Origin of the sequence: Vibrio sp. AIC-3, from assembly GCF_013114515.1 — a bacterium.
Lineage (GTDB): Bacteria > Pseudomonadota > Gammaproteobacteria > Enterobacterales > Vibrionaceae > Vibrio > Vibrio crassostreae_C.
This window is the reverse complement of sequence record NZ_VTXG01000006.1, coordinates 67218-80689: the sequence shown is the minus strand read 5'-3', so window position 1 is coordinate 80689 and position 13472 is coordinate 67218. Positions and strand designations below refer to the sequence as shown.

General features: G+C 44.6%; 12 protein-coding genes. 1 reads left to right on the top strand and 11 read right to left on the bottom strand.

Annotation, left to right across the window (positions count from 1 at the left end):
• Positions 1 to 57 precede the first annotated feature (57 nt).
• The 10 genes from ribBA to F0229_RS06470 all read right to left on the bottom strand — a co-directional run bounded on the left by ribBA (position 58) and on the right by F0229_RS06470 (position 10037).
• Entirely contained in the window at positions 58 to 1167 is a 1110-nt protein-coding gene (gene ribBA / locus F0229_RS06515; RefSeq protein WP_017060784.1) for a bifunctional 3,4-dihydroxy-2-butanone-4-phosphate synthase/GTP cyclohydrolase II, read from the bottom strand.
• Between the two features lie 108 nt (positions 1168 to 1275).
• The gene (locus tag F0229_RS06510; RefSeq protein ID WP_048612249.1) at positions 1276 to 1932 is read right to left on the bottom strand and encodes a riboflavin synthase; all 657 of its coding nucleotides are present in this window, start codon (positions 1930 to 1932) and stop codon (positions 1276 to 1278) included.
• Between the two features lie 46 nt (positions 1933 to 1978).
• On the bottom strand, positions 1979 to 3097 hold the full coding sequence (gene ribD, locus F0229_RS06505) for a bifunctional diaminohydroxyphosphoribosylaminopyrimidine deaminase/5-amino-6-(5-phosphoribosylamino)uracil reductase RibD (RefSeq protein WP_171732495.1): 1119 nt from the start codon (positions 3095 to 3097) through the stop codon (positions 1979 to 1981).
• A gap of 40 nt (positions 3098 to 3137) precedes the next feature.
• Complete coding sequence (gene nrdR, locus F0229_RS06500; protein WP_004734394.1) at positions 3138 to 3587, bottom strand: transcriptional regulator NrdR; 450 nt, start codon at positions 3585 to 3587, stop codon at positions 3138 to 3140.
• A gap of 156 nt (positions 3588 to 3743) precedes the next feature.
• On the bottom strand, positions 3744 to 4994 hold the full coding sequence (locus tag F0229_RS06495; RefSeq protein ID WP_017060786.1) for a glutamate-5-semialdehyde dehydrogenase: 1251 nt from the start codon (positions 4992 to 4994) through the stop codon (positions 3744 to 3746).
• A 66-nt stretch (positions 4995 to 5060) separates the two neighbouring features.
• A complete protein-coding gene (gene proB, locus F0229_RS06490; RefSeq protein ID WP_012604650.1) occupies positions 5061 to 6245 on the bottom strand; it encodes a glutamate 5-kinase in 1185 nt (394 codons plus the stop codon).
• Between the two features lie 76 nt (positions 6246 to 6321).
• Positions 6322 to 6711: a sigma factor-binding protein Crl gene (gene crl, locus F0229_RS06485; protein ID WP_017060787.1), complete on the bottom strand. Its 390-nt coding sequence runs from the start codon at positions 6709 to 6711 to the stop codon at positions 6322 to 6324.
• A 144-nt stretch (positions 6712 to 6855) separates the two neighbouring features.
• On the bottom strand, positions 6856 to 8109 hold the full coding sequence (gene frsA, locus F0229_RS06480) for an esterase FrsA (protein WP_017060788.1): 1254 nt from the start codon (positions 8107 to 8109) through the stop codon (positions 6856 to 6858).
• 89 nt (positions 8110 to 8198) lie between these two features.
• Positions 8199 to 8663 (bottom strand): oxytetracycline resistance phosphoribosyltransferase domain-containing protein Tet(34), encoded by a 465-nt coding sequence (gene tet(34), locus F0229_RS06475; RefSeq protein WP_009847475.1) that lies wholly within the window; start codon positions 8661 to 8663, stop codon positions 8199 to 8201.
• Positions 8664 to 8747: 84 nt separating this feature from the next.
• Positions 8748 to 10037 (bottom strand): NCS2 family permease, encoded by a 1290-nt coding sequence (locus tag F0229_RS06470; protein ID WP_017066820.1) that lies wholly within the window; start codon positions 10035 to 10037, stop codon positions 8748 to 8750.
• 1064 nt (positions 10038 to 11101) lie between these two features.
• Between F0229_RS06470 and F0229_RS06465 the strand changes: the two genes are divergently transcribed.
• On the top strand, positions 11102 to 12574 hold the full coding sequence (locus F0229_RS06465) for an aminoacyl-histidine dipeptidase (protein ID WP_017060790.1): 1473 nt from the start codon (positions 11102 to 11104) through the stop codon (positions 12572 to 12574).
• Positions 12575 to 12712: 138 nt separating this feature from the next.
• Here the strand turns inward: F0229_RS06465 and F0229_RS06460 are convergent, their stop codons facing one another.
• Positions 12713 to 13252: a DUF3332 domain-containing protein gene (locus F0229_RS06460; protein WP_017070352.1), complete on the bottom strand. Its 540-nt coding sequence runs from the start codon at positions 13250 to 13252 to the stop codon at positions 12713 to 12715.
• Positions 13253 to 13472: the final 220 nt, after the last annotated feature.

Here is a 13472-nt window from a genome sequence, read left to right as displayed (position 1 = left end):
ATCATCGGTAAATTATGTTGCTACAAACGGAGAAACGTCTGCTTGCTAACGCATGGTTTATTCGCAAACGTACTCAACAACGTTAAGGCCAAAACCACCCAATGCGTGGTAACGCTTAGTGCTTGAAGAAAGCAGACGCATATCGTGCACACCTAGATCTTGAAGAATCTGAGAACCGACACCAACACGACGCGAGGTACCCTGCTTCTTCGCCATAGTTGGCTGCTCGTTCTTGTCTTGCGCTTCGAATGTCTTCACTTTGTGAATCAAAGAATCAGACGACTCTTCGTTGCCAAGAATAACCAACACACCGCCTTCGTCGCCAATACGCTTCATCGCTTTATCTAGCGACCAGCTGCGTTCAGTACCACGGTCTGAATGAAGCAGATCGGTGAACGTGTCATGCAGGTGAACACGTACCAAAGGAGCACCTTCAGATAGGTCGCCTTTTTGCATCGCGTAGTGGATCTGGTTATCAATTGTATCGCGGTAAGTCACCAGCTCGAAATCACCAAACTCTGTTGGTAAATGGCATTGTGCTACACGCTCAATCGTTGTTTCTGTGTTGTTGCGGTATTCGATCAAGTCAGCAATTGTGCCTAGTTTGATGTCATGCTTTTCTGCGAACACTTCAAGATCTGGACGACGAGCCATGGTGCCGTCGTCGTTTAGGATCTCAACGATAACCGATGCTGGCTCACAGCCTGCTAGACGAGCTAAATCACAACCTGCTTCCGTGTGACCTGCGCGTGTTAGAACACCGCCATCTTGCGCTGTCAGTGGGAAAATATGACCAGGTTGAACAAGGTCAGCCGCTTTCGCATCTTTCGCCACTGCAGCTTGAACCGTCACTGCACGGTCTGATGCAGAGATACCCGTTGTTACGCCCTCTGCCGCTTCAATCGAAACAGTAAAGTTAGTGGTGTACTGTGCGTTGTTATCTTGAACCATAGGCGCTAGGCCCATGCGGTTTGAACGCTCTTTAGTCAACGTTAAACAGATTAAACCACGGCCGTACATCGCCATGAAGTTAATCGCTTCTGGCGTCACATGTTCTGCTGCCATGATCAGATCGCCTTCATTTTCGCGATCTTCATCATCCATCAGGATAACCATTTTTCCTAGGCGAATGTCTTCAATAATTTCTTGAGGAGTACTAATTGGCATTGTTCTATATCCTTTGAAATGGTTCTGCTTCCTAGAACCGACACTATTTAAACCTGATGATATTGCTTCGCTTTACAAAGTCTCGCTTAACGCACTTTGTATCAACGGTTAGGCAAAACCATTCTGCTGTAAGAATTCCATCGTTAATCGAGATTCAGGCTCAGATTCTTGTTGCTGACCTTGCAGTAAACGCTCCATGTAACGTGCTAATACATCAACTTCTAGATTCACTTTACGACCGACATTGAATTGGTCGATGGTGGTTTCTGAAGAAGTATGAGGAACGATAGTCAGCTTGAATGCGTTCTTACGTAAATCGTTCACAGTCAGGCTAATGCCATCAACTGTTACTGAGCCTTTTTGAGCCACGTATTTTGAGATTTCTGCTGGCATTTCTACCCAGAATTCAATCGCACGGCCAACTTGGTTACGTTCAACAATCTCACCCACGCCATCAACGTGACCAGACACTATATGTCCACCGAAACGCGTGGTTGGTAACATTGCTTTCTCAAGGTTAACTTTATCGCCCGCTTGGTAATCGACAAAACCCGTTTTTTTCAGGGTCTCAAGCGAAAGATCTGCACTGTAGCTGTGGTCGTTGAATTCAACGACTGTCAAACACACACCATTGGTTGCGATACTGTCGCCTAACTGAACGTCAGCCATATCAAGCTTGCCAACGTTGACCGTTACGGTGATGTCTTCTCCGCGGGGAGTGATTGCACTCAATGTACCTACGGCTTCTACAATTCCTGTAAACATTTTAAAACTCTTTTTGTTGTCAACGACACGTATGCAGTTGGAGTAACTATTTCGAGAGTGGTTTCGCTGCTATTGGTTTAGCCACAATTGGTTTCGCCGCTATTGGTTTAGCCACAATGCGAATATCCACACCAACCTGTCGAACATCTTTAATTTCTAGGTCAATAACGTCAGACATTGAAGTGAGCCCTAATGCGCCCATCAAACCTCGTCCGTCACTGCCCATAAGTTTAGGTGCTAAATAGAGGATTAGCTCATCCACCAGCTGTTCTTCAATCAAGCTTTTTGCCAATGTTGCGCCCGCTTCGACCCAAATATGGTCGATATGATTGGCAGGTAATTGACGCATCAGATCGTGCAAATCGAGCTGACCTGCATCTGTGGTTCCTACTTCAATATCCGCAGACGCTTCAGCCACTCTTAACACTGGTGTTGGCGATTGATATAACTTGAGCTCAGGACGCAGTTGATTTTGACGATCAAGAATCACGCGAATTGGCTGACGAAGTTCATCTTCAGCGTAATGAGCTTTAATACTGCTTGGCAACTCTGCCCAGCGAACATTCAACGAGGCGTTATCTTCAATCACCGTTTGGCTTGTGGATAACACTGCGCCCGCTTTTGCTCGGTAATTCTGAACATCACGACGCGCTTCTGGCGATGTGATCCACTGGCTTTGGCCATTTTCCAATGCCGTTTGACCATCAAGGCTAGCCGCCATCTTCAACTGAACAAATGGCATGCCAGTTTGCATACGCTTGATAAATGCAGGGTTCAAATCAAGAGCATCTTGCTCTAACAAACCAATTTCAACCTCAATACCCGCGTCGCGTAGCATTTTTATACCACGACCTGCGACTTTTGGGTTTGGGTCCTGCATAGCGCAAATTACTTTTGCAACTTGAGCCTTAATCAAACCTTCGGCACAAGGCGGCGTTCGACCATAATGCGAACAAGGTTCAAGTGTGACATAAGCTGTCGCGCCTTTGGCCTTATCGCCTGCCATTCTCATGGCATGCACTTCGGCATGAGGTTCGCCCGCTTTAGCATGAAAACCTTCACCGACGATCTGACCATCGGTTTGTACGATGACACAGCCCACATTCGGGTTTGGTGCAGTAGTGTAAATGCCGCGTTTTGCTAACTGAATAGCACGCGACATCATTTGAAAATCTAGGGGAGTAAAGTTTGACATGATTGAGGAGTTAATCCTCTAATTTAGCGATTTCTTCGCCAAACTCTCGGATGTCTTCAAAACTACGGTAAACAGAGGCAAAACGGATGTACGCCACTTTGTCCAATTCTTTCAATTGGCCCATCACAAGGTTACCAATCATCTCGCTTGGTACTTCACGCTCACCAGTTGCACGGAGTTGTGACTTAATCGTACTGATCGCAAGTTCAATTGCATCAGCACTCACTGGGCGTTTTTCGAGGGCGCGCTGAACACCACCGACCATTTTATCTTCGTTAAATGGTTCGCGGTTTCCATTCGACTTAATTACTTTAGGCATCACAAGTTCTGCCGATTCGAACGTAGTAAAACGCTCGCTACATGCAAGGCATTGACGGCGACGACGAACCTGATGGCCATCGGCAACCAGTCTTGAATCGATTACTTTAGTGTCGTTCTCTGAACAAAAAGGACAATGCATATCACCTCCAAATAATTGAATATCAGTGTAACGGAATTGCCAAACGTTAGGAAAGAAAAAGGGCCAATTAAGGCCCTTTTGTGTGGTGATTCATTGATTATTGCTACTCGAACGCCATTTCAAAAATGAGCTGAGGAGTAAAATTAACGACCAGCGTTAACCGCGAACTAAATAGTTCGCTTTACCTACCCATTTGTAACTTGTTAGCTCTTCTAAGCCCATAGGGCCGCGAGCATGTAATTTCTGGGTAGAGACTGCTACTTCAGCGCCCAAACCAAACTGCGCTCCATCAGTGAAACGTGTTGATGCATTCACATAAACCGCTGCAGAACCAACAGAGTTAATGAAACGCTCTGAGCTCTCTAAGCTATTGGTCATGATCGCATCTGAATGACTCGCGTTGTGTACACGCATGTGGTCAATCGCTTCTGCCACATCCGCTACCACTTTCACGCCTAGCGTGTAGCTTAGCCATTCAGTGTCAAAGTCGCCTTCAACCGCATCACGTTGGTCTTCAAAACCCGCTAGCAGCGATTTTGCACTGGTATCAGCAACTAAGGTTACCTTGCCGGCTAAACGCTGTTTCAGCTTAGTTAGGAAAGCTTCAGCAACCGCTTCATGCACTAGCAGTGTATCTAACGAGTTACACGCCGATGGACGTTGAACTTTTGAGTTTTCGACCACATCGACAGATTTCTCAAGATCAGCGCTTTCATCAACGAAGATATGGCTGATACCAAAGCCGCCGATGATTACTGGGATGGTGCTGTTCTCTTTACACATCTTGTGCAGACCAGCGCCGCCACGAGGAATGATCATATCCACGTAGTCGTCCAGTTTAAGCAGTTGAGAAACGAGTTCACGATCAGGCTTCTCGATGTACTGAACAGAAGCGGCTGGAAGCTCCGCTTTCTCTAATGCAGACTGGATAACCTTAACCAGTTCCATGTTCGAGAAAAACGTCTCTTTACCACCACGTAGAATGCTTGCGTTACCTGTCTTCAGACACAGAGCTGCAATATCGATGGTTACGTTCGGACGCGCTTCATAGATAACACCCACCACACCAAGTGGCACGCGGCGGCGAGACAGTGACATACCGTTTTCTAGTACTTTGCTGTCAATTTCGCTGCCAACTGGGTCATTCAGGCTAATCACGTTACGAACATCGTTAGCGATACCGGTTAAGCGCTCTTCGTTAAGAAGTAGACGATCGAGCAGTGCGTCAGTTAAACCCGCTTCACGACCCAGTTCGATGTCTTTCGCGTTCGCTTCTAAAATCGTTGTTGCGTTTGCTTCTAGCTCATCAGCGATAATCGCCAATGCTTTATTCTTTTGCGCCGTAGATGCGGTCGCTAGGTGGAAAGCAGCGTCTTTTGCTGCGATACCCATGTTAGTTAAATCCACGTTTAACTCTCCCTAAATTCTGTCTGTCTTTGGATGCAAAAAGGTGATTCACCTTATCATCACGAGCTACTCTTGGATTACAACTAGGTCGTCACGGTGAATGACTTCTGACCCATAATCGTATCCAAGGATGTCGCCAATATCTTTACTGTGCTTGCCTGCAATTTTTGCTAGGTCTTGGCTTGAATAACTGGCGATACCACGCGCAATTACTTTGCCTTTGCTGTCTGTGACTTGGGTAACTTCACCACGAGAGAATTCGCCTTTAACTCGAACAACCCCTTTCGCCAACAAGCTGCTGCCTTTGGTGTTGACTGCGTTTACTGCGCCGTCGTCAACCACGATGTCACCTGCTGAAGCAGGGCCCGCTAAAATCCAGCGTTTACGGTTTTCAAGCGCTTCCGCTAAAGGCAAGAAACGTGTGCCTTGTGGGTTATCACTCAGTGAATCAAACACCACATTTTCAGCACTGCCCGCAGCAATAATCACTTCGATGCCTGCGCGACGAGCAATGTCAGCCGCCTGCAGTTTTGTCGCCATGCCGCCAGTACCCAACGTAGTACCGCTGCCACCTGCGATCTTACGCAGCGTGTCATCAATGGTTTTCACTTCTTTGATGAGCTCAGCATTTGGATCTTTACGAGGGTCAGCCGTAAACAGGCCTTTTTGGTCTGTTAGTAGCAAAAGCTTATCAGCACCGCACAAAATACCCACTAAGGCCGACAAGTTATCATTGTCGCCCACTTTAATTTCGTTGGTTGCTACTGCGTCGTTTTCGTTTACTACCGGAATAATATCGTGCTCAACCAGTGCGTTGATCGTGTCACGTGCATTAAGAAAACGCTCGCGATCATCGAGATCAGCACGAGTCAGTAGCATCTGGCCAATCTTAAGGCCATAGATAGCAAACAAAGACTCCCAAACTTGAATCAACTGACTTTGCCCAACTGCCGCAAGCAACTGTTTGCTCGCCATTGAGTTGGGAAGTGCGGGGTAACCAAGGTGCTCACGTCCTGCTGCAATTGCACCAGACGAAACCATAACCACAGAGTGGCCTTGTTTTTTTAATTCAGCACATTGACGAACCAGCTCAACCATATGAGCGCGGTCTAATGCCAATGTTCCACCAGTTAAGACACTGGTACCCAGTTTAACAACGACAGTTTTACGCTGTGTTGTTGTCCCGCTTTGATGATTTGTTGTCATGAAGTCTTTTATGGATAAAACAAATAAGAGGTGATGTTTTAGCAATCAAAAGGGGAATTCACAAGCAGAAAAGGTGCGAAATCGCACCTTTTTGCTTTATATAGAAGAGTAACCTTTAAAATTAGACGAATTCGACAGACTCTTCGTCTAATTGGATACTGATTTCAAACTTACTTTGAAGTTCATCAACCAGTTTCTTGTGGAAGGCTTCTTGAGTTCGAGAGACCTCAGCGACCGCCTTTTTAGGTAACGGCAAAGAATCCCAGTTACCATCGATGTTGTACTTGCCGATATTGTACTTCGCCGAATATCCCTCTTCCGACTTATCCAATTCCAGCCACCAGCCCCAGAACTCGCGTTCTTCTGGTGATTTTTTATCGTTCACACATACAGACAAGCAATCAAAGATATAGTGGCCTTCTTCTGATTGCGGTTCCCTTAAGTAAGGCCCGATCGCCTTTAAAACATTCAACAAGCGGTAATGCGTAGGTTGTTGTGTCACTTCTGACATATTGAATCTCCATTTTCAATGTTAAGAATGACGTTACTCAGACTGTTATACGTAGAAACTACGCATTTGGATTTTATAAATGACCTCTGAGTATCAGGTACTTAGTTTGTACATTTTTCATGCTTAACTAATTTAGGAGAAATGTCATCTAAATAATTCATCCTCAAGCCACTTTATCGCCAATTCGAGGGATTGCTCATAACCTTGTGTAATTGACTTAGCTTTGATTTTCTTCGCTTTTCCGTAATCACTGTAAATAGCAACCAGTTGATTATCCATTGGCGGTGAAACCGGGTCGCCTTCCAGAGCCAATGCCAAGATAGGAACACTGGTTTTACTGTTTGACAGCAAACCTTGTACCTTGAGTGACCACGCCATCAACTGCCCAGAAAGGCTATTGATATCGACCGCCCCTTTACCAAGGCGCGAAGCCAACACATCTAGATGCATTTTAGGCATCTGCTTAAGTTTGTCTGCATGAACAAAGATATCGTGAATTGGCGCGCCTAAAGAAATACACGCTTTAATCTTATGTTGCTCGAGGAAAGATAATCTCACCATCGCATTGCCACCGAAGCGGAAACCAAACAAGCCGACTTTGTGGTGATCGACCCATGGGATGTTAGGCAATTCATTCAGCACTGCTTGGTGAAGACAAGATGAGTCTTCTGTTAACGGCCAATGTGCACTGTGCCCTATTGATGGCATGTCTACCGTTAACATAGCAATGTTCTTAGGTGCTAAATAATCCCTAAACAGGCGCCACATATCGGTTTGCAAGCTATCTAGACCCGCGCTGACAATCACAACCGGTTGTGGTTTATCTGTCTTGGTTAGATGCAAGTTCGCTTTGATCTTCTTGTTTTGGTATGGAATATCAATCTGCTTGACGATCAACTTAGTGTGCTTGATCGCTTCAGAATACGCTGCGTTGGCCAACACTTGAGCCTGAGCTGCCAAGTTGTCGTTCTTGAGGTGTGGGTAACCCGCAATACTGAAGCACAACGATGCGGAAAATAGCTCTTCAGCCATCTCTTCACCATTCTTCTCATTAGAACGATTTTGATGCTGCATACCCAGCTTGGTCCATTCGTATGCCCAGTTACCACTTCGGTAACCCATGACCGTATCAAGCCACTCATCGGTTGTACGAGAGTTATCTGATGACGCGATGCGAGCCAATACCGCTTCCTGCTCTATTGGATTAACGCCTTGCCATACCCACTGAAGACGTCTTAGGTTTCGATACCATGATGAGTTTTGCTGTTCACGTTTCTCATCCAATAGCGCTTCAGAGCTTGGCATGTATTGTGTCAACATTGAGGTCTCTTTCGCTTGCTTGTGCTTTACAAACAAAGTTTCCGAAAGGTTCGAGCTCGTTTCTTCTGGTTCAGACATTGGGATACTTAATAAGAAATGGTTGTCACTAATAATATAAAAAAAAATGACCCTATAAAGGGTCATTTCTCAAAAAACTAAGTTTACGCTTATTTTGACTTGCGATTTACTGGCTCTACGTAGCTTAGGCTAGTATCCCAAGGTTGCTCAATCCATGTGTCTTGAGCGATATCAACAATGTACTCGTCTAGCAAATCAGCGCCAGATGGTTTTGCACATACAGCGATCAGTTTCGCTTTAGGGTACATTTCGCGAAGCTTACGTGCAGTGTCACCACTATCAACCAAGTCTTCAACGATTAGGAAGCCTTCGCCGTCACCTTCAGGTGCTTTAACTACTGTCATATCACGTTGGTGATCGTGGTCGTAGCTAGAAATACAAATCGTATCTACGTGACGAATACCTAGCTCACGAGCCAAGATTGCACCAGGAACCAAACCACCACGGCTTACTGCCCAGATGCCTTTCCACTGCTCTGCTGGCATTTGCTTTTCAGCAAGTTGACGGCAGTAAGTCTGCATGTTGTCCCAAGTGATAACGAATTTGTTGCTCATAGTATAAAACCTAATAATTTTGTCATGTTATTAGAGGCTATTTCAAACATAGCCTCTTCAGCGATTAAGCAGAAATCTAGACGATTAAGCGAAAATGTATTTAAGAATAAAGATAGCCGACATTACCCACACAGCAGGTGAAACGTCGCGACCTTTACCACTTAGCAGCTTAATTGCAGCGTAAGCGATGAAACCTAGTGAGATACCCTCAGCGATAGAGTACGTCAGCGGCATAAGCAGACATGTTACCACGACTGGTGCTGCTTCCGTAAGATCACGCCAATCAATGCCAACTAGGCCAGACATCATCAGAATTGCTACATAGAAAAGTGCACCTGATGTTGCGTAAGCCGGAATCATACCTGCAAGTGGCGAGAAGAAAAGAGCCAGTAGGAATAAGATACCAACAACAACAGCCGTTAGACCGGTACGGCCGCCTTCAGCAACACCCGCAACACTCTCAACATAAGAAGTAGTATTTGATGTACCTAGCAGTGCACCAATAGATGTTGCTGTAGAGTCAGCAAGCAGTGCTTTGTTCAAGCGAGGTAGTTTGCCGTCTTCTTTGATTAGGTTTGCTTTCGTTGCAACACCAACCAGAGTACCCGCTGTATCGAACAAATCGACGAACAAGAACGCGAATACCACTGAAATCATACCGATTTCAAATACAGCAGAGAAATCAAGCTGCATGAATGTAGGAGCAAGGCTTGGTGGTGTAGACATGATGCCGCCGTATTGAACGTCACCAATAACAATGCCAAGAGCTGTGATAGCTAGAATCGCAATCATTACTGCCCCTTTCACGCCACGGTGAACAAGAGCAATCGTTAGGAAGAAACCAATTGAGCCTAGGATAGGAGCAATCGCGGTAATGTCGCCCAGTGAAACTTTAGTTGCTGGGTTAGAAACAACGATGCCTGCATTGCTAAGCGCAATAAACGCTAGGAAAAGACCGATACCTGCAGAGATACCAACACGCAGAGACATAGGGATCGAGTTGATAATCCATTCACGGATCTTAAAGATGCTTAAGAAGATGAAGATTACGCCTGATACGAAAACCGCTGCCAGAGCAACTTGCCACGTATAACCCATACCCATTACAACAGCGTAGGTAAAGAAAGCGTTCAAACCCATGCCTGGAGCTTGAGCAATTGGGTAGTTAGCAACAAAGCCCATGATGAAACAGCCAATAGCAGCCGCTAAACAGGTTGCTACAAATACAGCGCCATGGTCCATACCAGCATCAGCTAGAATCATTGGGTTTACAAAAATGATGTAAGCCATTGTTAGGAAGGTTGTTAGACCTGCGATGATTTCAGTGCGCACATTGGTGCCATTTTCACTGAGTTTGAATAGCTTTTCGAACATTATCGAATCCTATAAGGGTAAAAAGTAAACGGTTGCGTAATCGATTGGCTGTGGATTATAAAGTTATCAAATAACAAATTCCAGATAGAATTAAGGCTCTAATCGATATTTATCAGAATGCCGTATGAAACAAAGCGATTAAAAATGAAGATATCATCGATAAATAACCATTAAAAACAAACAATTAATAACAATAGACTCACTAAAACTAGTTGGTTGTTTTTTCTACCATCGGTTATTTTCATTGATAATCTAGCCAGTAAATTCTGAATTCAAACTCACAATAGTTATGTATTTTTCAACAGGATCAGTAATAAGGCGCAAATTGATATTTCGGCGTTTAAAAAACAACCACGCAGAACAGCAAGGAAAGTGACAAGCGAAAGCGGTTTGGAAAAGTAGCAGGCAAAAAAAACGCCACTCAAAACTGAGTGGCGGTAGAATCTGTCAACCAAAAGGGCTGTAAAAGAATTCCAATATATAGGGGTGAACAAAACTGTTCGAGTTACATGCTTACGGTATTAGTAACCAAAGCTTGTAGGGTATGCAAAGTTGCTAGTGTAAACAGAGCTGTTAAGCCAGAACATTGCAGATGGTAAACCTTTCATAACTATCACCTTAATAAATCAATAAAAAACGAATTTGATTTCTCGGTTCCTTGGAGGCGATAAAACGGACTCATCCTTTGAGCATTTACTCTTCATCTCAGAAGTTGGTTATTAATATACCCTAAAGAAAAAAGATTACAAGTATTTTTTGCTATACGTCACATTTTTGGCCATTTACGGTTATTTTGCAAACTTATTTTTGTAATAAAATTACAGAATAGAATTAAACAAACGTTTGCCTGCTCCATTTATAAGCATCAAGGCGCTTAGCTGTGATCAGATGGACAAGATCGCTTTCAAAATTTGAGCTATTTGAGGTTTAGAACCGCTACTCGTCAAAACGCTCAAGTGGTATGCTGTTGCCATCAAAACAGACCCATATTTTAGATTTTTGTTCTAGGCTTTTCCCCATACAAAACCTAAATATATGGTTATTAAATAAAAAAGGAGTCATCCGTGTCTGAATTCCATTCTGAGATCAGTAAATTATCCCCTGCCCCTATCTGGCAGTTCTTCGATAAGATTTGCTCAATCCCACACCCTTCTAAGCATGAAGAAGAGCTTGCTCAATACATTATTGCTTGGGCAACAGAGCAAGGCCTAGATGTACGTCGTGACCCAACGGGTAACGTATTCATCAAAAAGCCAGCAACGGCGGGTATGGAAAACAAAAAAGGTGTAGTGCTACAAGCTCACATCGATATGGTTCCACAAAAGAACGAAGACACAGTTCATGACTTTGCTAAAGATCCAATTCAACCATACATTGATGGTGAGTGGGTTACAGCAAAAGGGACAACGCTTGGCGCTGATAACGGCATGGGCATGGCTTCTTGCCTAGCGGTTCTTGCTTCAAACGAAATCCAGCACGGCCCTATCGAAGTTCTACTAACAGTAGATGAAGAAGCAGGCATGACTGGTGCTTTCGGTCTTGAAGCGGGTTGGTTAGAAGGCGATATCCTTCTTAACACCGATTCAGAGCAAGAAGGCGAAGTGTACATGGGTTGTGCTGGCGGTATCGACGGCGCAATGACATTTGAAATTGCTCGTAATGCGATTCCAGCTGACTTCGTAACACGTAAGCTAACGCTAAAAGGCCTAAAAGGCGGTCACTCTGGTTGTGACATCCACACAGGTCGTGCAAACGCAAACAAACTGCTTGCTCGCTTCCTAGCGGGTCACGCAAAAGAGCTAGACCTTCGCATCGTCGAATTCAAAGGTGGTAGCCTTCGTAACGCGATCCCTCGTGAAGGTTTCGTAACGGTTGCTGTTCCTGCGGCAAACCAAGAAAAACTGGCTTCACTATACAACTACTACACTGAGCTGCTTTCAACAGAGCTAGGTAAAGTAGAAGACAGCATCGTGACTTTCAATGAAGAAGCTTCTGTAGAAATGGGCGCACTTGCGTCAGCAGACCAAGCTCGCTTTATCGCGGCACTTAACGCATGTCCAAACGGCGTGATTCGTATGAGTGACGAGATTGAAGGTGTTGTGGAAACGTCTCTAAACGTAGGTGTTATCACAACAGAAGAGAACTCAATCACAGTACTTTGCCTGATCCGCTCTCTTATCGATTCAGGTCGTAGCCAAGTAGAAAGCATGCTTCACTCTGTTGCTGAACTAGCAGGCGCTAACATCGCGTTCTCTGGTGCTTACCCAGGTTGGAAACCAGACGCAGATTCAGAAATCATGCATATCTTCCGTGACATGTACGAAGGTATCTACGGTCACAAGCCAAACATCATGGTTATCCATGCTGGTCTTGAGTGTGGTCTATTCAAAGAACCTTACCCGAACATGGATATGGTTTCTTTCGGCCCAACCATCAAGTTTCCGCACTCTCCTGATGAGAAAGTGAAGATCGACACCGTTGAGCTATTCTGGAACCAAATGGTTGCATTGCTTGAAGCGATCCCAGAAAAAGCTTAATTCGATAAGCTATGTTTGTTCAGTAAATGGTGTTTTACAGTAAACACCGTTTATCTGAGACAAAATAAAACAGGTACTCAATGAGTACCTGTTTTTGTATCTAATCTTTGTAGCTACTACTTGTGACTAAATAAACAATTAAGCGCGTGAAGCCGCGTAGCTTTCTAGCTCATCAATTGAAGTTTGTGCCACAACTTCGCCATCGATGAAGTACGTCACCATCTCGCCATCACGAACACCGATTAACGTCGCACGCTCACCAGACTGGTAAGTAATGTCCATTTGGATCGTGTTTTCATCAATCTGCTGCATTTGACCTTTTTCGATCACATCTGCACTCGTGATAGGACCCACTGGCGCTTCCGTTAGAGACGGATCAAGTTGGTGGTTGATGTCTAGGTAAGTATCAGTCTTAGTATCAAAGATGTGCGGAGCACCTGTTAGTGGGTTGCTACCAGTCCAGAACTCTAGTGAGTTGAATACTAGGTAATCGGCAGCAACTGTTAGACCGTATGCAGGTGCAAATAGCATGTTCAAACCACCACGAGCGTAACGGTTATCAACAGCCTTGATGTTGAACTTCATTAGGTAACCCGTTACTGCGTTGCTACCAACACAGCCAGATAAAGCAACAGATACCACCGCTAGTGCTACAACTTTTGAAATTGTTTTTTTCATTTTGATCTCAATATTTGAATTTGGCCGCCAAAAAATGGCGGTGGATAATACCAACGAACCAAATGACAAATATCAGCGCTAAATCAATGTATTGTCAGAAAATTCACAATTTGAAACACCCTTCAATTAACCAAATAAAAAACTGAAACCAATTCATAAGCCCCTTCATAAAAAACTTTTGTCGTCACCGTAAAGCGATTGATTCGTACTAAAAATCAAC